This window comes from Chryseobacterium sp. HR92, assembly GCF_045689405.1.
GTDB classification, from domain to species: Bacteria; Bacteroidota; Bacteroidia; order Flavobacteriales; family Weeksellaceae; genus Chryseobacterium; species Chryseobacterium viscerum_A.
This window is the reverse complement of record NZ_CP139139.1, coordinates 1093920-1116516: the sequence shown is the minus strand read 5'-3', so window position 1 is coordinate 1116516 and position 22597 is coordinate 1093920. Positions and strand designations below refer to the sequence as shown.

The window sequence follows — 22597 nt, the reverse complement described above, 5'->3', positions numbered from 1 at the left end:
AATGTTTTATTTCTTATTTTTTGATTTTCCTACTGAATCTGACAGGCTTTGTACCTAACTTGCAATTCAACAGTGCTCTATCAAATCATTTCAGATTTACAATTTCCTGAAAGAAACCTTTATCATGAGCGATATAGGCACTCTGTTCAGAATAATATGGAAAATTTTTTGCTATTTTTTCATACATGATATCAATTTCATTGGTATTCAACATTTTCCACCATCCAATAAAAATATGTTCAAAGTTCTTAGATGGCTGTATACCTTTTTTCCCATCTTTAATATCACTTCTAAAGTTACTGTTATTACCGTCTATATAATTATTGAAAATATAAATACTATTACTGGAATCATAGCTTGCAATATTAGTAATGAGCTGGTTTGAAAGTAATGTAGTAAGTTTTTCCAGATAGCTATATTTTGGTTTATCATCCTGAAAATTAAGTTTCAGCAGATGCAGATAAGCAGACATTCTTGAAAAATGAGAGGCATCCCAATTAACACTTTGACTTTTTTCCAGCGCTACATCCTTAAAATCCGGATGATCACGCCATATATTGGGCTGCAGATACCATGCTTTATTATCTTTAATCTTTACTTCTTTCTTCAACACCTGATAGAATCTATCTTTAATAGAGACTAAATCAGGGGTTATGGTTTGCTTTGCATCTTTCTCAATGAGTAAAAGACTTACACCTGTTCCCATAACGTAGAGTTCAAAATCAGTAATTGCTCTGTAGTAACTTAAATTGCCATTAAAATCTCCACTTAAGATATAATCTATCCTTTGTTTTGCACCATAGAATTTATTTGATTCTGATTCCCAAATATTTGCGGGATTATTATTCCAGTAATATAAAATTTCACTTTTTATGAAATTATACATTTTGGTGTTTTCAGCATTGTTTTTAATTCCACTTCTTCTCAAATATTCTGAAGCAGTAAAGTAAAATGTCCTTTTAGCCAGATCATCGGCCTGAGAATTCTTTTTTACAATAACCAGGGTATTATAAGTATACAGTTTCTGCAGCTTGTTTATTAATTCCTGATTTTGGGTATCATAAGCATATTGTATGGGAATATACAAAAGTGCAGAACTATCATAGACGGCGCTATACCATTTGGCCAGCTGAGTTTCTGAACTAAACACATCAGTATAAAAATCCAGGAGCTTGGAAATTTCCTTAACGCTTAAGTTTTTGTCCGTAAATATGGGCTTATCTGATGTAAATATTTTTTTATTTTGTGTTGGTACTACACTTTTAAAAGAGGGCGTAGCCAAACAAAAAGAATTACTATAAAACAAACAGGTAAATAGTAATAAACCTTTTAAAATTACTGCAGGACTTTTCATTTACGAACAAAAATTTTAATTATTTTTCAGTATACAATTTCGGAATTTTATTCACGATTTTAATGACTCTTTCAAAATCTAACCCCAACGTATCTAAATACCATCTGATATTCTGATATCGTGGAGTATTCTCTATTTCAACCAGTTCTAAAGCTCTTTCTCTTGTCATTTGCCCCTCTCTGATCTGATTACTTCTGAACGTGTCATGTTCTGTAAAGCCGGCTACCGTGTAATATACATAATTGTAAAAAGCCGCTGTACCATCACCAATCCTCCAGGTAGTGGTAGTATCTATTGCTTTTTCCCAGTTATAATCATTTAAAAGGGTGTTATCAACCTGCTCCTCATCCCATCTCCAATAATCAAAAATATGGTAGTAATCCTGCTTTTCAGTGAAGCTTCGGTAGTATTCTCCTGAGAGCGTATCCCAAAGTGAACTATTGAAATATCCTGGACTCTGCATCATCGCTCTGAATCTTTTTGAGTGATATCTCAGCTGTTTCATTGCACCATGGCTGTACACTCTTTTTTCTTCAAAATCTGGTTCAATATCTAAAAACCCTGTTTTAAAGTGAGTTACTTCCAATGGATTTACTCCCCAGAGATTAAGATTGATTCCTGTCTGCTTCTTGATATCTTCTACATATCTGAAGAAGTGCTTATCTCCTGCCGTAAGCATTGCCATCATCCCTAAATGAGGTGATTTCAGCCATGCTTCAAGATTCATTCTGATATTCTTTCTTTTCAATGAAATATCTGCAGCCACAATAATGTTTTCTACTCCCAGATCAGCACACATACGGCTGATATTTCTTCGGCCAAGGTCTGTTACCATTCCCCAGTCATAAGTATAGGTAACTGGTTTCATTTCCAGTTCCTTTACAATAAGATGTAATCCGTAGCAGCTGTCTCTACCTCCTGAAAAAGGAACGATACAATCCAGTTCCTTACCATTTCTTCTGTAAGGTTCCACCAGCTTAAATATTTCTTCTTTAGGTTTCGGATTATTTCTTGGTTTGTAGTTTTTACAATAATTACATACCCCTGCTTCATCAAATTTTATGAAAGGCATTGTCTCCGGAAGAATACATTTGGTACATCTTTTGATGTTTAATTTCTTGTATTCAAGCAGACCTTCTTCAATAGTATTAAATTTAAACTCAGGGATCAGGTCTTCCACCCTGCTTTTTTCATCGGTTACTGAAAGGTTTTCCTTGGAAACAGGAATATCCAGAATCAAAGATTCTTCTTTGATCTGGGTGATGTTTTCGCATCCTATTATTCTAAGCCCGTAGCTTTCTGATGCAAAATAGGTTTTGTCCTCATTATATCCTACATATAAGCTTCCGTTATTAGAAAAAAGAAGCAGTTTCCCTTTTTCCGGCAGAGCAAGAGCACAGGCAATAACTCCCTGACATAAAGAAAGTATCTTTTTAGGAAGATCTTCTATTTTATTGTCATTATTTTGAAGAAATTCTTCTGCGATAGCAACAATAGCTTCAGAATCAATTTTCAATTGTCTGCTTACTGATAACTTGCTCCAGACTTCTTCTTCGTTTACAATAATACCATTGTGTATTGCACATATATTTCCTCTGATTACTGGCTGGTTATCTCCCAGTCCGTTTGTAATCAACCTGCTATGTCCTAAAACAATATTGTTATTATATGGTTTTACCTTGTTCAGTAATTTTTCAATGCTGTAATCAGCTCTGTTTATCTTATATTGGTTATTTTGATAATAAATCAAACCACTAGAGTCTACGCCTCTTTGTTCGGAATGCTTTACCAGAGTTTGAAACTTCTGTTTATTAATACTGGTGTTCGATACGACACCAAAAATTCCACACATTTGTTTTTTTCTTTTTTAAATTAAATAATATTTATAGGAACCTATATAAGTATAATTTAGTTTTATAAAATTAATATTATACATTATTTCAAGTGAATTTTTAATTAGTTATTCCAACTTTATATCTCTTCTCAGATATAAAAAACATAATCCATATAATACTGCATCTCCAGGAATCAAAAGAGTTACTTTTATTATCTTCCAGATAAAATAGCAAAACAATAATAAATAAAATCAGCATATCCTTATTGCTTTTGGAAATAGAATAATTTCTAAGAAAGAATAATACATATGCAGACAGGTATAATCCTCCTCCTACTATTCCCAATTCCATCATTGATTCAACAAATAAATTGTGCGGATAATTACTCACATCAACACCCTCCAGTATAAACCCTGAGCTTCCAATCCCTAGTCCAAAAAAAGGATGATCTAGGATTGATTCCAATCCAATCTCAAGAAAATTCCCTCTTATAGATAAACTTGCATCTTCATTATAAGATTTAAATATGTTAAATCGTTCAAAATCTACATTTTGAAATGCAAAAGTATAAATATTCTCTCCAAAAATAAGTATGGTAAAAAATAATGCACCTATTGCAAACCCTGTTTTATAATTTATTTTATAATTTTTAAGATTCAAAGTAAAGAAAACAATTAAGGATAGTATCAAATTGATGATAGGCCCTCTTCCCCCAAGTTGAAATAGTAAAAATAATATTGATAATCTGTAAGCCGCAACATACCATGTTAATTTGCTTGCCAGAGAGAAAATAAAACATGCACACAGCATGATTCCAATAACTAAATATGTAGGAACTTTATCCACCAGCAATTCAGAATCATGGAATATAATAAACATATTATTAAAATACAGATAAAACAATCCTGCAATCATTAATCCACCAATAAGATACATCAATAATTTCAATTCAGAAAAAATAGATTTTTTAAATACAATAATGGGGTATATGACTGTAAAAATATTTAAAATAATCGCTAGTGATTTAGATTCGGCATAAATACTAGATATTGAATAAACATTAGAAACAAGGAAAACAAGACTCAATATTAAAATCAAAATGACAATATGACGATCCTTTACTTTTAGTGGAACTATTGTACGCAATTCAGAGATCATTACCACAAAACAAAGCAAAAGAGACAATAGGGTCAAATCCATTGGAATAGGTAACCACTTTAGAGACCCCGAAAAAACAAAAATAAAATAAATGAATACTTTAAAAAATGTAAACTTGTCGGTAAATAATGACATACTTATTAATTATATTTATTTTTTAATAAAAATTAAATTTGTTTCTAGTTTATACTGAATCATTAGTTTTTGAAATTTTGTATGAATTAAAAATTAGTATTATGTTAAAAACAGAAGCAGAAATAGCGAAAAACACTAATGACATGTATGCATCTGAAAAAATAAAATAACCTGTCACAATCATTATAAAACCCAAGACTGCGTTCAGTAATTGAAGTTTCATCAGCAACTTTTGCTTACCTCTTATATAATAGATTGAACTAAGGGGTGTAGCGATAAATTCAAAAAACAAAAAAACTGAAATAACTTGTGAATATTCACCAGCCACATACCATTGCTTACCAAAAATCCAGCTAAATAAAAATTTGCTCGTTAAAAATAGGAATAAATATGCAGGCAATGAAAGAAATATTAACTTCTTCATTGTAGAAATATATAAGTCTTTACAGTTTCCGTTTACCCTGATTGCATCTATTGCCTCATTTCTAAAAACATTACTGATTGCACTGGTTATAACAATATTTGGAATTCTTATTATTCTATTTGCCATAGAAAAAAAACCTACAATAGTGGTACTGTATAATAAGGAAAATATGATTGGTATAAATTGTTGGCTAGCTACTAAAGACAAGTCTGAAAATGTCATATATTTTGGAAAAGAAGAATATTGTAATGCAACACTCTTCACTTCATTTTGTTTGATAACGTTTTTCACTATTGTACGTTCAGTCAATACATGATAGAGTATCCCAACCAAAATACCAATCATCAGAGATAGTATCAGTCCGGATTTCACATTGAAAAAGCCTAATATTAGACTTGCCAATGTTGTACTTATGATCTGTAAAGTTGTAGCTATCGTAATAGTTTTATATGCTTTTTGTCTTTGTTTCCAATAATTTAATGCTGAAAAAACAGCAACAGAAAAAATATAAAAAGGTGCCAGATAATAAATGTTCTGAGATAAAAATAAATCTTTATCTAAAACTTTCAATATATATTTCAGAATTATTATCAGCAACAAATATGTAGAAGAAACCGCAAATCCAATGATTACAATCAGTTTGATAATCTTGTACGAATCTTCTGTTGATTTTGGCAATCCAACAGCTAACTCGTATCTTCCTGTGGAAACAACAGCTAAAAAGGCAGTAACGCTTGTAAATATTGCCAAATTTCCAAAAGACTCTACCGGATAAATTCTAGATAAAAAGGGAGAGGCAATAATAACTAAAATTTGTCCAATTATAGTCCCTGAAGCCAGTGTTGTGACTCCCCTAAAAAAATTATCTTTGAATATGCGTAAAAGTTTCTCTTGCAAAATATTGTTTTAAAATTTGGGAATTTTCCTTAATTAATTATCCATTTTTAGAAATATACTAAGACAGCGACTAAATAATAATTACTTAAGATTATAAATCCTTTCTATAATATCCACCACTTTCAATCCTTCCAAAGCATTTGTAGTGATAGTATTTCTTCCTTTTAATACATCCACAACATTTTCAATAATAAAATGGTGATTGGCTGCAGATCCTTTATAAGCACCATAATCATTTCCAGGGTTTGTTGGAGCTAATTCCGGCATTACATAGTCTTTTATATTACAAACTTCCACTTTGTCCATGTATTGTCCGCCAATCTTCACAGATCCATTTTCTGCGATAATTGTCATAGAACTTTCAAGGTTCTGATTCCAGACTGAAGTAGAATAATTTAAGGAACCCATTCCTCCGTCTACAAAATCAAAGCTCACGAAACCTGAATCTTCAAAATCTGTAAGAGTTTCATGATTAAAATCTGCAAATTTTGCCTGAATATTGGTAATATCACCGAACAGCCAGTACATGATATCTATAAAGTGAGAAAACTGTGTAAATAAGGTTCCTCCATCCAGATCTTTCTTTCCATGCCAAGATTCCGGTTTATAATATCGGTCATCACGATTCCAGTAGCAATTAAGCTGAACCATAAATATTTTTCCCAGTTTTCCACTCTCTACCATTTCTTTTACCCATGCAGAAGGTGGTGAGTATCTGTTTTGCATCACTGCAAAAACTTGTTTATGCTTGTGCAGCGCCTGAAAAATAAGCTTTTCAGCATGTTGTTTTTTCAGAGCCATGGGTTTTTCTACCACAACGTGCTTTCCTGCATCTATCACTTTATAAGACTGTTCAAAATGGAATCCGTTTGGAGAAGCGATATTAATAACATCCACTTCAATTCCGGAAGCCAGAAACTCATCTAGTGAAGCAAAAAAAGGAACTTTATAATTTTCAATGCCCAATACAGATTTATCTTTAACATCAATTAATCCTACCAGTTCACATTCCTCATTTCTTGAGATCATTTCGGCATGTCTTTTTCCGATATGCCCGCAGCCAACTACTGCAAATTTTATTTTTTCAGTCATTTGTATGTTTTTAAATTTTAAAAACCTTATTATTTTCTAATTTGTATTTTTCTCCACTTTCTTCACAAACAGCAATATTTTCTGCATCAAACTGAAGTCTTTGCCCAAATTCGCTCATCCATCCCATCTGTCTGGCAGGGTTTCCTACCACCAATGCATAATCCGGTACTTCTTTTGTGACCACAGCTCCTGCTCCGATAAAAGCAAACTCGCCTATATTATGTCCACAGACAATAGTTGCATTAGCCCCTATAGATGCACCTTTCCCAACATGGGTCTTAAGGTATTCATTTTTTCTGTTTATAGCACTTCTTGGGTTTATTACGTTGGTAAAAACCATTGAAGGACCTAAAAAGACATCATCATCACATGTTACCCCTTCATAGATAGAAACATTATTCTGAACTTTCACATTCTTTCCTAAAACTACTTTTGGAGAAATAACAACGTTTTGTCCGATATTACATTTTTCTCCCAAAACGCAGCCGGTCATAAGGTGTGAAAAGTGCCAAATTTTGGTTCCGGTCCCTATCTGGCAACCTTCATCAATAACAGCTGTTTCGTGTGCAAAAAAATCTGACATATCTGCTTTATATTAATTAAAAAAATTCTTGATTTCTGTAACAATAACATCCAATACTTCCTGATCAAATTCTGTATGTACAGGAATGGAAATCACTTCAGTACAAAGTTGTTCCGTAACAGGAAGACTAAATCCTTCTTCTACATATTGAAGAAAAGCCTCTTGTCTGTAAAGGGGTAAAGGATAATATATCATACTTGGAATATTCTTTTCTGCCAAGTATTTTTGTAGCTCATCTCTTTTCCCATTTTTCACTCTAAGGGTATACTGATGAAATACATGGGTAGAGTTTTCAGCTCTTTTGGGAGTCTGAACTTCGGCAATATCCGCGAGATTTTCATCATAATAATCAGCCATCCTATTTCTGGCAGCTGAGTATTCGTCCAAATGTTTTAGCTTAACTTTTAAAACGGCTGCCTGAATTGTATCTAATCTGGAATTACAGCCTAAAACTTTGTGATAATATTTCTTTTCCTGACCATGATTGGCTATCATTCTGATTTTTGAAGCCAGGTCATCATCATTCGTCATCAGCGCACCTCCATCACCATAACATCCAAGGTTTTTGGAAGGAAAAAATGAAGTACATCCGATATGACCGATAGTACCTGTTTTTTTTACAGTTCCATCAGAAAAAGTATAATCAGAGCCAATTGCCTGAGCATTATCTTCTATTACAAAGAGATTGTGTGTTTTTGCAAATTCAAGAATCTTCTCCATATTGGCACTTTGTCCATATAAATGAACAGGAACAATCGCTTTGGTATTGGGTGTCAGGAATTTCTGTAAATCTTCCAGCTCAATATCAAAAGTATCTTCGTTTACATCTACCATTATTGGTTTTAATCCTAAAAGACCAATAACTTCAGCCGTAGCTACATAAGTGAAAGCCGGGCAGATGATTTCGTCACCAGGCTGCAGATCAAGTGCCATCATGGCAATTTGAAGAGCATCTGTTCCGTTAGCACAAGGAATCACATGTTTTACACCCAAATATTTTTCAAAATCCTGTTGAAATTCTTTTACAGCAGGACCGTTAATAAATGTTGTATTGTTTATACATTCCTGAATACCGGCATCTACGTCTTCTTTTATTTTCAGGTATTGACCTTTAAGATCAACCATTTGAATTTTCATATCTTTAGTTTTTTGAGTGCATGTAGAGGTGCATATTTTAATTCACGATAAGCTCACTGATTTTGTTTCCTATAGAAAGGCAGGAAGTGGCTGCCGGAGAGGGTGCATTTCTAACGTGAATGATGTTTCCGTTTTTCACGATATCAAAATCATCAATCAATCCTCCGTTTCTGTCACAAGCCTGAGCTCTTACCCCTGAACCTCCTGCTACAAGATCATTTTCCTGTATTTCCGGTAAAAGTTTTTGCAGAGCTTTTGTAAACGCGGATTTGGAAAGTGAACGATGCATTTCCCCCATTCCTGTTTTTCCATATTTCGCTACAATTTTTCTAAATCCAGGCCATAGCATGGTCTGCATTGTTTCGTTGAAATTGAAATCAAAAAAATGGTATCCTTCCTTTTTGAAGGCCAGCACTGCATTGGGGCCGGCTTCTATATTACCATCAATCATTCTGGTAAAATGTACTCCAAGGAACGGAAAACTAGGGTCAGGAACCGGATAAATAAGATGTTTTACCAAATATTTTTTTTCATCCTTAATTTTATAATATTCTCCTCTAAAAGGAATAATGACCACATCGTTTTTTTCGTTGGTCATTTTGGTGATCTTATCAGAATAGAGTCCTGCGCAGGAAATAAGCTTTTTGGTTTTAAATTCGGAGATATTGGTCTTTACAATAATTTCAGATCCTTTATCAATAATGTTTTTTACTTCACTATTAAATTTTACTTCTCCTCCTGATTCTTCAAAAAGTTCTTTTATTTTTTTGGCTATTCCCGGATAGTCAATAATTCCGGTCTGTGGAACTTTGATTGCTTTTACGCCCTCACAATGGGGTTCTATTTCACGGAATTCTTCTCTTGAAAGGTATTTTAAATTCTGTAAGCCGTTTTCAACTCCTCTTTTATAAATATTATCCAAGAGAGGTAATTCTTCCTGTGAAGTAGCTACGATTATTTTGCCGCAAAGGTCATATCTTATTCCGTATTTCTCGGCAAAATTAATTACTGAGTTATAACCTTCGATACAGTTTTTTGCTTTAAGGCTGCCTGGTTTATAATAAATCCCACTATGGATTACTCCACTGTTATGTCCCGATTGGTGCAATGCCACATCGTTTTCTTTTTCCAAAATTAAAATTTTAGAATCAGGATTTTTCAGTTTAGTCTGATAGGCCGTAGCCAATCCTACCAAACCTGCACCAATGATTATAATATCATAGTTCATGATCTGTTACAGTCTTGCATCAACCAGATTTCTGTCTAAACATGCTTTGGTATCAAAAACCACAGCATTTTCTTTTTTAAGCTGATCCAGATCCATTTCCAGGAACTCATTATGAGATACCGCAATCACTAAAGAATCATACTTTTTCCCTTCCTGAAGCGCATCCAGAATATCAATTCCATATTCATGTTTTACTTCCTCTTTACTAGCCCATGGATCGTAAATATCTACATTTACTCCGTAATCAGCAAGTTCTCTATAAATATCAACAACTTTAGTATTTCTGACATCCGGGCAGTTTTCTTTGAATGTAACTCCTAAAATTAAGGCATTAGAATTTTTGATCACTCCGCCTTTTGCAATAAGAAGCTTTACTACTTTAGCTGCAACGAACTTTGCAATAGAATCGTTTACACGTCTTCCTGATAAAATAACATCCGGGTGGTATCCTAACTGCTCTGCCTTGTGTGCAAGGTAATAAGGATCTACGGAGATACAATGTCCTCCTACTAATCCTGGTTTATATTTAAGAAAGTTATATTTTGTACCGGCAGCTTCCAGTACATCATTGGTATCGATTCCTACTCTATCGAAAATTAAAGCTAATTCGTTTACAAAAGAAATATTAACATCTCTTTGTGCATTTTCAATAGCTTTTGAGGCTTCTGCTACTTTAATGCTGGGTGCTTTATGAGTTCCAGCTGTAATAATTTTCTTATATAGGCTATCTACTTCTTCGGCAATTTCTTCCGTAGAGCCTGAAGTTACTTTTTTAACACTGGTAAGAGTATTTATTTTATCTCCCGGATTAATTCTTTCCGGAGAGTATCCTACAAAAAAGTCTTCATTAAACTGAAGCCCCGAATATTTTTCAAGAACAGGTACACATTCTTCTTCTGTACATCCAGGAAAAACGGTAGATTCATAAATAATGATATCTCCTTTTTTGATAATTTCTCCCAACATTTTTGAGGCAGAAATCAATGGATTCAGATCCGGAGCGTTATATTTATCAATAGGAGTAGGAACTGTTACAATGAATACATTAGCTTCAGAAATATCAGATAACTGGCTTGTTGCTTTATAGCCTAAAGAGCCATTAGATTCATTATATTTTTTCAGTCCGTTATTTAATTTATCAACATCTGCTTCAAGCGTTATATCCTTTCCCTCATTAAGCTGATCAACACGCTGTGTATTAATATCAAATCCAAAGACAGGATAGTGATCTGCAAATTCAAGAGATAAGGGAAGACCTACATAACCTTGGCCTATAACCGCTATTTTATATGTTGTTGTCATTAACTAAGTTTATTTTTTATTTTTTGAAACCAAGAGTGTTCTGTATGCTGGTTATAACCATAACCATATTTATTGCTATATCCTAAATTTTCTCTGCTTACATCATTAAGTACGAATCCAACATTTTTGATTTTTTTCTGATCGATATTGCTATTTGCAAATTCTAGTAATGCCTTTTCAGTGTATTTAGATCTGGATACATAAATTGTGACATCAGAAAGTTCAGCAATAAGGAATGTGTCTGTAACAAGAAGCAATGGTGCAGTATCTAAGATAATATATTCATATTTATCTTTCAATTCGCTTAGAAGGATTTCATAACGACCGTTGGATAATAATTCTGTTGGGTTCGGAGGAATCATTCCTGAATAAATTACATCCAGGTAAGGATTAAAAGATGATACATGAACGATATCCTCAAGTTTAGTATCGTCATTATAAAGATATTCTGTAAGTCCGGTAAGTCCTTTTCTTGCAGGATTATATCTTTGAAGTTGAGGATTTCTGATATCGGATCCTATGATAATTGCTTTTTTCTTAGGATTAGCCAATGTTAAAGCTAAATTGACAGAAGTAAAGGTTTTTCCTTCTCCTTTTACTGTTGAAGTGACAAATACAACTTTCCCTTTTTTCTCTTTTGAAAGCATAAAATTCATATTGGTAATAAGAATTCTAAATGCTTCCGCCATAGGAGTAATATCATTCATTTTTACTATTTCAGAATCTCCACTTTCAAGGCTTGGTAATTCTGCAATAATAGGAGCATGTACAAGCTTTTCAAGATCATGTTTAGTAATCACTTTATTATTAAATAATTGTAACATATAAATAATAATAAAAGGAACTAACAATCCTAGAAATAGTGAAGCAAATAAGATAGCCTGAGTCTTTGGTGCAATAGGATTTGCAAAAGCATAAGCCTCATCAATCACCCTCGCCTTCGGTGCTGTAATAGACTGTGCAACAGCAGTTTCTTCTCTTTTTTGTAATAATAGTAAGTATAAATTTTCTTTAATTTGCTGTTGTCTTTCTATTCCCCTAAATATTTTTTCCATAGAAGGAATTCTCGCGATTTTCCCAGTTACTTTATTTTGCTCTCCTACATACTCATTTCTGGCAAGTTCTAATCCTGTCTTATTTCTTTGCAGAGTTTGAACAACTGAACCACGCATTGCATTTATCTGTTTACTGGTCTCAACAACTATAGGGTTTTCTGGAGTTGCAGATTCCAGCAATCTTGCTCTTTGTAGTATTAATTGGTTATAGGATGTAATCCCTGAAACAGCCTCTGGATTATTTAATCCAATATTGATTGGTAAAACCTGGTATTGTCCTTGCTTCGACATGAAAGAAAGCAATGAGTTTGTCAATTCTATTTGAGCATCAAGTTCCAGCTGCTTACCACGAGCCGTCGCCGAACTTTCAAGATCTATTTTAGCTTCCGTTTCAAGATCGGTAAGGTTATTTTTTGATTTAAAACTTTCTTTTTCATTCTCAACCTGTCCTAGTTCTACTGAAAGTTTTCTTACCCTGTCTTCAATAAAATCCAATGTCTTTTTAGATTCTTGGTTTTTATCCAGAATAGCATCATTATTATAGGCAACAACTAATGAATTAAGAATGTCTTCTGCTTTTGAAATTACAGGGTAATTCATTGAAAGTTTAAGAACAGTAGCTTCTTTGTTTGCTAAATTTACACTAAGAGCTCCTCTTAACGAATTAACCTTTGCTTCCACTGATGATATGATTAATTCTAAGTTCTTTTTATCAACAGTTGGTGATGCTTTAGGGTTATACCCTGTATTTTTAGTAATGATAATATTAGCAAAAGGAAGACTTATCATTCTTCCATAGCCAGAAACAATATCTTTTTTTAGTCCTTCATAATGTATTGAAATTTCTTCTCCTTTTAATTCTACATTAATCAGGTTATTGGCACTTTTAAATACTTTTTCATTTACAACTTTTACTTCAATAGGAGAAGATTCTTTATAAAGCTCAGCACGACTTACTTTTCCTTTAACAATGATATTGGTCTGAAGATTTTTATTGATCACTACATCCCTCATCAGTTTTTTTGATTTCAGGACTTCAATCTCATTGGAAATACTATTAGTTTTCATTCCTCCCAATCCTGATAAATCAGAAAGAACCCCTAAATCATTATTTGAAGAAGAATTTTTAGAATCTTTAATAAGTAAGGTTGTTTCTACATAATAGACCGGAGTCATAAATTTTATTGCAAAATAGCCTATAGTTAAAGCTATCATAGCACAAAAAATAAACCATGGCCATCTCCTTAAATATGGTTTGATTATTTCACTAAAATTAATTTTGCTTGAATTTTTTTCTTCTTCTGAAAATTGTGACGTTCGCTGGTTATCCATCAATTTTATTTCTTATTAAATAAACTTACTACTACGGCAACTGCTGTAACCGCAATAGAAATGGCGGTCAGATAAAGTCCAGTGTTAGGATTCTGTTTTGCTATAACATCTTTTGTATTGTTTGAAGAAACAATAATAGCATCTCCTTGCTTCAGGTTATAATATGGAGAATTAATTAAATTAGCATCCTGAAGATTAATACGGCCGTGAGAAACAACCCCATTTTCTGTTCTGACAACCAATATATCTTCTCTTTTTCCATATTGAGTTAAATCGCCAGCTAGCCCTAAAGCATTTAAAATAGTTGCCTGCCCATTTGCAATAGTATAGTCACCCTGTCTATTTACTTCTCCTAATACAGTAACCTTAAAATTCGAGAGTCTCACATTAACTGTTGGATTAATAACATATTTTGTCATTTTTTCCCTTACATCATCTTTAAAAGCTGTCAAGCTTTTATTCGATGTATTCAGTTTTCCCAATATTGGAAAATCAATGTCTCCATTGGCATCTACAATATATGTTGGACCTGACAGTATTGTTGCCCCTTGATTAGGAGTATTTCCTCCTGCTATAGCATTTGTCTGGATAAGTTCTGATGAAGAATAATTCTGATTAAAAGGCTTTACAACATCCATATCCTTAGCCGTGATCAAAATAATCAGCTGATCACCTGCTTGGATTGTATTTGCTGAATTTTTAGCAGAGGCATTGATTGCAACCTGTTCTATATTCTGCATATAATTTAAATCATTCTTAGCATTGGGATTGACTTTACAGGAAACCACTAAAGAAGACACCAAAATTACTGCTAATATTTTTCCTTTCATTATATTGTTAAATTGTACAAATATACATTTATTTTTTTCCTATTTATCTAAGGCCTCATAGATTGAATTATTGCTTCGGAATTCCGGCACTATTGTTTTAAGAATTCTTACTACTTCCACTTTATCTCTTCTAAGGGAAGCTTTAGTAATTTGTGTGGTAAGTGTATCTATTTCTTCAAATCCCGTAGAAGGGTCTTTAGAAATCATAATTTTGTCATTATGAGTAGGAAGTGTTTTAGCATCATCACTCAAAAGCTCTTCATAAAGCTTTTCCCCGGGTCTTAATCCTGTATAAATGATCTTAATATCAATATTAGGTTCAAATCCTGATAATTTGATCATTCTTTTCGCAAGATCAAGAATTTTCACAGGTTCACCCATATCAAAGACAAAAATTTCACCACCTTCTCCCATTGTTCCAGCCTGAAGTACCAATTCACATGCCTCCGGAATAGTCATAAAGTATCTTACAATTTCCGGATGAGTGATGGTTACCGGACCTCCTGCTTCAATCTGTTTTTTAAAATGAGGAATCACGGAACCGTTGGATCCTAATACGTTTCCAAATCTTGTAGTAATAAACTTGGTAACATTACCTTCTACATTTTGAAGCGACTGTACAAAAAGCTCAGCAGCTCGTTTTGAAGCCCCCATAACATTGGTGGGATTTACAGCTTTATCTGTAGATACCATTACGAACCTGTTTACTTTATACTTGCTGGATAATTTTGCAACAATCTTTGAACCTAATATATTAACAAAAATTGCTTCATGTGGATTTTCTTCTACCAAAGGTACATGCTTATAAGCAGCAGCATGATACACCATTGAGAAGTTATATGTTTGGAACAAAGATTCCATTCTGTGATGATTAGAAACATCTCCTAAAACAAATTTGAAAGCAATATGAGGAAACTTGTCTCTCATTTCGAGTTCAATTTCATAAAGAGGAGTTTCTGCCTGATCCAGAACTACAATTAAAGAAGGATTAAAGTTAGCAACCTGTCTTACAATTTCACTTCCTATGGATCCAGCTCCTCCAGTTACTAATACTGTTCTATCAAAATGCCTGCTTTTGACTTTTTCGTTCTGAATTTTGATAGGTTTTCTATTTAACAAGTCTTCAATCTGAAGATTTCTGATAGATCCTCCTAAATCACTGTCTCTCAGTTTTTGTACTGACGGTGCTTTGAAGACATTAAGATCTTTCTCTAAAAATAAATTCACCCACGTATTCATCTCATCTCTGGCCATCATCTCTTTTACAATGAGAATTCCATCAATAATAAGATCTTCTTTCGTATTTTCTTCTATTTTTTGTTTTCCGTAGATAGGCTTTCCTAGTAGAGATGCCCTTTTAGAATCTGTTCTTTGAGTTAAAAAGCCTACTACCTGATAAGGCAGGCTCGGATTATCCAGAATAGCACGTGCAATTGCAATTGATTGTTCATCAATTCCCAACACCAAAATTCTTTTTTTCAATGCACTTCTTCTGTATTCCCTTACAATATGGAAAAACTCTTTCACATATAATCTGAAAAGGAATAATCCCATAAATGAAATTACAAAATAAAGCATCAGATAAGGAGTAAGTATAAACTTAGCTCCTGTAGTCCAGAAATAAAGAATATTGATTGTTCCAATAGCCAGCATTGTGCAGAAGCAGGATATCAGAAGTTTAAATAAATCTATAAATGTTGAATGGCGAATAATTCCGGCATAAGTCTTAAAGAGATACATGAAAACAGTATTTACCAGAATAATAAAAGCAAAGATTAAGCTTTTATCTTCATGGTATATAAACTCCTGCTTGGTAATTTTTTCGATAATGTAAGTGGAAAGAAATAAAGATATAACCAGAATAATAATGTCTATTACAAGAATTATCCATCTAGGAAGATATCTTACGTCTGAGAGATTGACAACATTATCCCCTCCAAATATTGTTTTTCTAAGAGAATCGTACATTGTCTATATTGGTCTTCATATTTAATTAAGGTGTAATATCTGATCATCTGATCAAAGATAATTCCGATACAATCATGCAAAAATAAAATAAATTTATTTCAATATGTTGAAATCAAAAATAAATTTGATGTTATATTTATGAAATCTAATAATTTCATTACGATACAGCTAAACTCACAGACAAAAATCATACCATATAAAGTCTTATAAAGGCGATATTTATCTATAAAAATTCTTTATTCCAGCTGTTTTATCTTTGAAATAATTATTAAATCTTTATGTATCAACCTCTTTCAATGAATTGATTGTTTTTTGGTAAAAAGTCATATTTCAAGTTTTTTTAAATTCATTAATATATTATTCAAAAATATCAATTATTTTCTCATATTCAAAACCTTTACTCATCAAATATTTTATAGTTTTGGTTTTTTTTTGATATTCTTTCAAACCATTTTGTTTAGAATAATACCCTTCAAAAATTTTTCTGATAGTCTTCTCATAATCAGAATCATCTATCTCATCAAAGCATGAATTGATCAATCTTTCTGAAATCTGTTTTTGCTTCAGATTCATTTTTATTTTGGTCTTCCCCCAGTGTTTGATGTAGAATTTACCTCTGATATAGCTTCGTGTAAACCTTTCTTCATTCAGATAGTTTTCTTTCAGGAGATATAAAATAATTTCTTCTTTGGCCTCATCAATAAGCAGAAACTCTCTCATCTTCTGTTCCACTTCTGCATGGCAGCGGTCCTGGTAAACACAGTAATTGACCAGTTTCTGTTTGATTTCCTCAAAAGTATAAGATTTCTTTTCCATTTGAATAAAAAAAGAATGAGCAGTTTGCCCATTCTTTATATGATATTGAAATGCCTGCTAGTAATTAAACAAAGCTTTTCCTTCCATTAATTCGTTAACTTTCTTTCTTACGGATGTAAGAACTTCTTCATTTTTAATATTGTCTACCACTTCAGAAATCAATCCTGCAATAGTATCCATATCATTTTCTTTCAATCCTCTTGTTGTAATTGCTGCCGTTCCTAATCTGATACCAGAAGTTGTAAATGGAGATTTATCATCAAAAGGAACCATATTTTTGTTACAGGTAATATCAGCAAGCACTAATGCTTTTTCTGTTTCTTTACCATTCACTCCTTTATTTCTAAGATCTACCAGCATTAAGTGGTTATCTGTACCTCCGCTTACGATATCAAATCCTCTGTCGATCATAGCTTTTGATAGCGCCTGAGCATTGGATTTAACTTGTTTTGCGTATGTTTCGAACTGTCCGTCCAAAGCTTCACCGAAAGCTACTGCTTTACCAGCAATCACATGCTCAAGCGGCCCTCCCTGAATACCAGGGAATACAGCTCCGTCTAATACCTGGCTCATCATTTTGATTTCTCCTTTTGGAGTTTTGTGGCCATATGTATTTTCAAAATCTTTCCCCATCATGATCATCCCTCCTCTTGGCCCTCTTAGGGTTTTGTGAGTAGTGGTAGTTACTACATGACAGTGTTCAAATGGTGAGTTTAATAATCCTTTTGCTACTAAACCAGCCGGGTGAGCGATATCTGCCCAAAGTGTTGCCCCAACTTCGTCCGCCACTTCTCTGAATTTAGCATAATCTAAATCTCTTGAATACGCAGAGAAACCAGCAATAAGCATTTTTGGTTTTTCCCTCAAGGCTACTTCTCTCATTTGATCGTAATCAATAAGACCTGTTTCCTGCTGAACTCCATAAGAAACCACATTATACTGGATACCAGAAAAATTCACTGCAGAACCGTGGGTAAGGTGTCCTCCCATGGAAAGATCCATTCCCATGATTTTATCACCAGGTTTCAAAACTGCAAGATAAATGGCTGCATTCGCCTGAGAACCGGAATGTGGCTGAACATTCACATAGTCTACTCCGAAAAGTTCTTTTGCTCTGTTGATAGCCAATGTTTCAACCTCATCTACAACTTCACATCCTCCGTAATATCTTTTTCCGGGATATCCTTCAGCATATTTATTTGTCAGTACACTTCCCATTGCTTTCATCACGTTTTCAGAAACAAAATTTTCTGATGCGATAAGCTCTAATCCATGAGTTTGTCTTTGTCTTTCCTTTTCAATCAGGTCGAAAATAATATCCATTTTACTTTTAGTTTTTGAAATTTCCACCCCAAATGTACGGAATTTTCATTGAGATTTCTCTATTGAAAAAATGATTTTAAACACTAAAAAATGAAAAAACAGACGTTTTATTTCTCAAAAAAGCTTTTAAAATTCTTCATCCACAAGTTCTTTATTTACTACAGCACCAGCAAAATTCCCCTGTGCTATTGCATTGGCTACAGAACGCATCATCGTTACATTGTCTCCACAGGCAAAAACTCCGGGAACGTTTGTTTTCTGCATCATGTCTACTTTAATAAATCCTTGTTCTGTCAGTTCACATCCCAGATCATCGGATACATTGAGATTTTGTTCAAAAGGAATTTTAGCATATAAAGCCTGTAAAGGAACTTCATTCCCATTTTTGAAAATAATTTTTTGAATAGATCCATTTTCATGTTTGATCTCTTCAATCTCATCTTCATTAAGAACGATTTTATTCTCCTTTAGTTTTTCAATCTGTTCATCAGTAAGAACAGCTTTCCCATTGGTAAACAGGGTAAGATTTTTAGTCAGATTAAAAATCAGTTTTGAAAACTCGTAAGCCATATCTCCATTGGAAAGAATTCCGGTACTCTCATTTTTCACTTCATAGCCATGACAGTATGGACAATGTATAACAGAAATCCCCCAGCACTCTGCAAATCCTGGAATATCCGGCATCATATCCTTTACTCCGGAAGCAAGGATGAGTTTTTTAGCATAGAATTTTTCACCAGATGAAATTTCAATCTCGAAACCTCCGGTTGTTTTTACTGTTTTTACAACTGTTCCGCTATAAAACCGGACAGTATTATATTTTTCTACATCTTCTTTTGCCAGCCTTGCAATTTCTGCCGGTGTTTTGCCGTCATGAGTAACAAAATTATGGGAATGAGGAGTCTGCCTGTTACAAGGTTTTCCGTTATCTATAATAAGGACATTTCTTAAAGATCTTCCTAATGACATGCCTGCTGATAATCCTGAATAGCTTCCTCCTATTATAATGACATCAAAGTTTTTGTTTTCCATAGTTCAGTTGATAGTTGATAGTTGATAGTTGATAGTTGATAGTTGATAGTTGATAGTTGATAGTTGATAGTGCAAAGATAACCTAAAATCAGTTAATGCAATAGAGTTGCGATAATATTTGTCTATTAACTTTATCTTGTCTACAAATCATCATTTCCAACTTTATTGAAAACTATTTCCATTCATTTTTAACTTCAATAATTTCGTCCTGAATTCTTTTATTAACATCTATTTTTGCTCCCTGCAAACTGAAAATTGCGGTTCCTCTTTCTCTTGCGTATGGATTGGTAATAGAATCATATAATTTTGCAAATTCAAAAAAAGAACCGGATTCTTTAAGTTCTTTCCCTGCTTCCGGAGCATCTTTGACCCTGATAACATTTTTATATTTTTTGCTTAAATCTATCCAATTGATATAATCTGCATGAAATGACATTGCTTTTACACCCATTTTTGAATAGTAATTAATAGCTCCGGTCTGCCCATAATTATCACACAGAACCATAGTATTTCCTGACTTTGACAGTCGGGAATATTCTTTATCTACTTTTTGAGCCAATTCTTTCCAACCCTGCATATCGGCAAAATCCTGAGGTAATGGATGATCTTTTCCATCCTCCCACCGAAGCAGCCCGAATTTTTTGTATTGATCCTGATGGGATTCAATATATTGAGGACTTTTATTCGGAAAGGCTACATTATATAAAGGAAGAAATAAAAGTATGGGAATGAGAATACTGATGGGCTTCAAAAACCTCTTCCAGCCTTTTTCAAATAAATGACCAAGAAAAACGGAACCAAAAGCAATATACACTGGATAAAGTCCTATTGCGTAATATTCTTTTGCTTTAAAAAACAAAAACAGAGTAATTGTAATGATATAACTCCAGAAGAAAAACCTGAATTTCTCAAAAGGTTTGTACAGCAATAATGCTCCCCAGCCTGCAATAATTACAAAGATAACTCCTATGAAAAAGAGAATCTGAGATTTCATAAAATCCATTCGGTCTACATTTACAAGCTGTGTTTCAGAAAGTTCTTTCATATGACGAATGACCGGAAACTGATTCTGATACTGCCAGAGAAGATTGGGAAAAATAATCATCAAAGCCAAAAGAGCAGCCCAGTACACATGAGACTGCATAAAAATTTTTCTTTGCTCTGTCAGCAATAATGCAGGAATAAGCCCTAATAATGAAAAAGCAATATTGTATTTATTCAATATTCCTATTCCGAAAATGACAGCTCCCATATACAGCCATTTTACTTGTTGGGAATTAAAATATTTAATCAGACTATAATAGAGAAACAGCCATAGAAAAATTTCCAATGACGTAGGCTGAAACAACATATTTACCCGAAGAAGCACTGAGAATAATATTCCTAAACAGGCCAATATTTTAGCAAAAAGGTTTCCATTGAGTTCTTCAACAACTTTCCACGCCAGTACAATCGTCAAAGCTCCGAAAAGAGCTGGAAAAAATTTAACCCAAAAGATAGAATTACCCAGCATTTTAATTATCCAGGCTAACCAGGAATTAACGGGAGGAACAGAGAGATATCCCCATGCAAGATGATTGGCCTGATCGAGATGCAGGTATTCGTCTCTGTGCAATTCATACTCAGGACTTATCAGCGAGTATTGAAGGGCAAACTTTGCAATGATAAAAAGAAGCAGAATCCAATAGTCTCTTTTCATGGAATATAGTTTAGAATTTAAATTTAAGACATTTTGAATTCACTATTTGTTACATTCTTGCTATTTTAAATTTGTTATTATGTAATATAAAAAGAATCCCGGAGAAAAAAATTCCTCCGGGATTCACAGTTTAAAAGTGTATAGTGTAGTTTATTATTTTTTATTCGCTTTTTCTTTCAGCTCTTCTTTATCTTTATCAGACGGGTTCCAAACTTTCACTTCAGTGTCTTTTGTAATATTTGATCCCGGAAGAATCTGAACGTTGATACCGTCGCTTGCTCCAAGTTTCACATATACTTTTTTGAATTTCCCATCTTTTTGTTTCGCTTCTACAAAAGGAACGTCTTTACCTTGCTTTTTTTCATACTGGACTAAAGATTCATCCAATAATAATGCATTTTTCTGAGAACTCAAAACAATTTCACCGTTTGCAGAAAAACCTGCTCTAATATACTCATTATTAGGATTAGTTACGTTTCCTTCTACCGGAAATTTAATAGTTCCTGCATTATCCTTTCCTTTAGGCGCGATCATAGTAAGTTTCCCAGGGAATGTTTTGTTTTGTAATGCCCCGATCACGATGTTCATATCCATACCTTCACTTAGCTTTCCGGCTTGTGCTTCATCGATTTCACCTTTAAAAATCAAGACGTTCAAATCCGCCACTGAACAGATTGTAGTTCCGGCATTAAAGTTATTGGCTTCAATCACCTGACTTCCTGCTTTTACAGGAACTTCAAGTACAGTACCTGAGGCTTTGGAACGGATTTCTGTAGTTGCCAGGCCTTGTCCTTTAAGTTCAGGAGTTGCTCCTGTTTTAGCGATCTGTAATCTTTTTTGAGCGGTATTCAATTGCTGCTGGGCATTTTTCAAAGTCTGCTGCTGAGAAAACAACTGTTGCTGAGAGTTCAGATATTCCTGCTTAGAAGCAACTCCCTGCTTATATAGTTTCTCCTGCATTTCAAACTGCTTCTGCATATTTCCTACATTCATCTGCGCATTGCTGATCTGAATCTGTGCATTCTGAACTTCCTGCTGAGAAGCATTTACTTCAGAGATGCTTGGAACAATTTTTACCGTGGCAATCAGCTGCCCTACCTCTACTTTATCTCCTTCTTTTACTAAGATCTTATCTATAATCCCTGCAATATTGGGTTTGATTTCAATTTCTTCTTTTGGAACAATTTTCCCCGTAGCCATTACCTTATCATCCATATTCTGAACAGTAGGTTTACGGGTAAGGAAAGCCTCACCTTCTTTAGAGTTTGATTTTATAAGATAGCCAAGCCCCGAGAACAATGCCACTGCAAATAAAAGCCCTAACACAATATAAATGGCTTTTTTCCAGGTGAATTTCTTTTTCATATGTATAGTTTATTTTTTATTAAAAGATTGAA

The 22597-nt window shown here is 33.6% G+C and carries 17 protein-coding genes; all 17 read right to left on the bottom strand.

The features are described 5' to 3' along the window. Window positions 1-85 precede the first annotated feature (85 nt). A complete protein-coding gene (locus SFA27_RS05030; protein WP_407296769.1) occupies window positions 86-1282 on the bottom strand; it encodes a hypothetical protein in 1197 nt (398 codons plus the stop codon). Window positions 1283-1373: 91 nt separating this feature from the next. Further along, window positions 1374-3206, bottom strand: coding sequence for a hypothetical protein (locus tag SFA27_RS05025; protein ID WP_407296767.1), 1833 nt, complete (start codon window positions 3204-3206; stop codon window positions 1374-1376). Between the two features lie 100 nt (window positions 3207-3306). Further along, window positions 3307-4482: an O-antigen ligase family protein gene (locus tag SFA27_RS05020; RefSeq protein ID WP_407296765.1), complete on the bottom strand. Its 1176-nt coding sequence runs from the start codon at window positions 4480-4482 to the stop codon at window positions 3307-3309. A gap of 49 nt (window positions 4483-4531) precedes the next feature. Further along, window positions 4532-5803: a lipopolysaccharide biosynthesis protein gene (locus tag SFA27_RS05015; protein ID WP_407296763.1), complete on the bottom strand. Its 1272-nt coding sequence runs from the start codon at window positions 5801-5803 to the stop codon at window positions 4532-4534. Between the two features lie 81 nt (window positions 5804-5884). After that, entirely contained in the window at window positions 5885-6895 is a 1011-nt protein-coding gene (locus SFA27_RS05010; protein WP_407296761.1) for a Gfo/Idh/MocA family protein, read from the bottom strand. A gap of 10 nt (window positions 6896-6905) precedes the next feature. Continuing rightward, on the bottom strand, window positions 6906-7478 hold the full coding sequence (locus tag SFA27_RS05005; protein WP_407296758.1) for a DapH/DapD/GlmU-related protein: 573 nt from the start codon (window positions 7476-7478) through the stop codon (window positions 6906-6908). Window positions 7479-7490: 12 nt separating this feature from the next. Next, the gene (locus tag SFA27_RS05000; RefSeq protein WP_407296755.1) at window positions 7491-8615 is read right to left on the bottom strand and encodes a DegT/DnrJ/EryC1/StrS family aminotransferase; all 1125 of its coding nucleotides are present in this window, start codon (window positions 8613-8615) and stop codon (window positions 7491-7493) included. Window positions 8616-8652: 37 nt separating this feature from the next. Continuing rightward, entirely contained in the window at window positions 8653-9843 is a 1191-nt protein-coding gene (gene lhgO / locus SFA27_RS04995; RefSeq protein WP_047378771.1) for an L-2-hydroxyglutarate oxidase, read from the bottom strand. Between the two features lie 6 nt (window positions 9844-9849). After that, a complete protein-coding gene (locus SFA27_RS04990) occupies window positions 9850-11145 on the bottom strand; it encodes a nucleotide sugar dehydrogenase (RefSeq protein WP_047378772.1) in 1296 nt (431 codons plus the stop codon). Continuing rightward, window positions 11145-13532, bottom strand: coding sequence for a polysaccharide biosynthesis tyrosine autokinase (locus SFA27_RS04985; protein WP_047378773.1), 2388 nt, complete (start codon window positions 13530-13532; stop codon window positions 11145-11147). The genes SFA27_RS04990 and SFA27_RS04985 overlap by 1 nt, the downstream gene beginning before the upstream one ends. A gap of 5 nt (window positions 13533-13537) precedes the next feature. Continuing rightward, complete coding sequence (locus SFA27_RS04980) at window positions 13538-14362, bottom strand: polysaccharide biosynthesis/export family protein (protein ID WP_264517132.1); 825 nt, start codon at window positions 14360-14362, stop codon at window positions 13538-13540. A 39-nt stretch (window positions 14363-14401) separates the two neighbouring features. Beyond that, window positions 14402-16330 (bottom strand): nucleoside-diphosphate sugar epimerase/dehydratase, encoded by a 1929-nt coding sequence (locus tag SFA27_RS04975; RefSeq protein ID WP_264517131.1) that lies wholly within the window; start codon window positions 16328-16330, stop codon window positions 14402-14404. Window positions 16331-16687: 357 nt separating this feature from the next. Beyond that, a complete protein-coding gene (locus SFA27_RS04970; RefSeq protein WP_081995536.1) occupies window positions 16688-17146 on the bottom strand; it encodes a regulatory protein RecX in 459 nt (152 codons plus the stop codon). 57 nt (window positions 17147-17203) lie between these two features. Continuing rightward, entirely contained in the window at window positions 17204-18469 is a 1266-nt protein-coding gene (gene glyA, locus SFA27_RS04965; RefSeq protein ID WP_047378780.1) for a serine hydroxymethyltransferase, read from the bottom strand. Between the two features lie 126 nt (window positions 18470-18595). Next, window positions 18596-19501 carry an NAD(P)/FAD-dependent oxidoreductase gene (locus SFA27_RS04960; RefSeq protein WP_407296750.1) on the bottom strand — a complete coding sequence of 302 codons (906 nt, stop codon included), beginning with the start codon at window positions 19499-19501 and terminating at the stop codon, window positions 18596-18598. Between the two features lie 172 nt (window positions 19502-19673). Further along, window positions 19674-21200, bottom strand: a complete 1527-nt coding sequence (locus SFA27_RS04955) for a glycosyltransferase family 39 protein (RefSeq protein WP_407296747.1) — start codon at window positions 21198-21200, stop codon at window positions 19674-19676. Window positions 21201-21353: 153 nt separating this feature from the next. Continuing rightward, the gene (locus SFA27_RS04950; RefSeq protein WP_407296744.1) at window positions 21354-22565 is read right to left on the bottom strand and encodes an efflux RND transporter periplasmic adaptor subunit; all 1212 of its coding nucleotides are present in this window, start codon (window positions 22563-22565) and stop codon (window positions 21354-21356) included. Window positions 22566-22597 lie beyond the last annotated feature (32 nt).

Coding starts and splice junctions, on each gene's coding strand:
- SFA27_RS04980 (WP_264517132.1), bottom strand. CDS start 14,362: ATGAAAGGAAAAATATTAGCAGTAATTTTGGTGTCTTCTTTAGTGGTT.
- lhgO (WP_047378771.1), bottom strand. CDS start 9,843: ATGAACTATGATATTATAATCATTGGTGCAGGTTTGGTAGGATTGGCT.
- SFA27_RS04970 (WP_081995536.1), bottom strand. CDS start 17,146: ATGGAAAAGAAATCTTATACTTTTGAGGAAATCAAACAGAAACTGGTC.
- SFA27_RS05005 (WP_407296758.1), bottom strand. CDS start 7,478: ATGTCAGATTTTTTTGCACACGAAACAGCTGTTATTGATGAAGGTTGC.
- SFA27_RS04960 (WP_407296750.1), bottom strand. CDS start 19,501: ATGGAAAACAAAAACTTTGATGTCATTATAATAGGAGGAAGCTATTCA.
- SFA27_RS04985 (WP_047378773.1), bottom strand. CDS start 13,532: ATGGATAACCAGCGAACGTCACAATTTTCAGAAGAAGAAAAAAATTCA.
- SFA27_RS05000 (WP_407296755.1), bottom strand. CDS start 8,615: ATGAAAATTCAAATGGTTGATCTTAAAGGTCAATACCTGAAAATAAAA.
- SFA27_RS05025 (WP_407296767.1), bottom strand. CDS start 3,206: ATGTGTGGAATTTTTGGTGTCGTATCGAACACCAGTATTAATAAACAG.
- SFA27_RS04990 (WP_047378772.1), bottom strand. CDS start 11,145: ATGACAACAACATATAAAATAGCGGTTATAGGCCAAGGTTATGTAGGT.
- SFA27_RS04950 (WP_407296744.1), bottom strand. CDS start 22,565: ATGAAAAAGAAATTCACCTGGAAAAAAGCCATTTATATTGTGTTAGGG.
- SFA27_RS05010 (WP_407296761.1), bottom strand. CDS start 6,895: ATGACTGAAAAAATAAAATTTGCAGTAGTTGGCTGCGGGCATATCGGA.
- SFA27_RS04955 (WP_407296747.1), bottom strand. CDS start 21,200: ATGAAAAGAGACTATTGGATTCTGCTTCTTTTTATCATTGCAAAGTTT.
- SFA27_RS04975 (WP_264517131.1), bottom strand. CDS start 16,330: ATGTACGATTCTCTTAGAAAAACAATATTTGGAGGGGATAATGTTGTC.
- glyA (WP_047378780.1), bottom strand. CDS start 18,469: ATGGATATTATTTTCGACCTGATTGAAAAGGAAAGACAAAGACAAACT.
- SFA27_RS05020 (WP_407296765.1), bottom strand. CDS start 4,482: ATGTCATTATTTACCGACAAGTTTACATTTTTTAAAGTATTCATTTAT.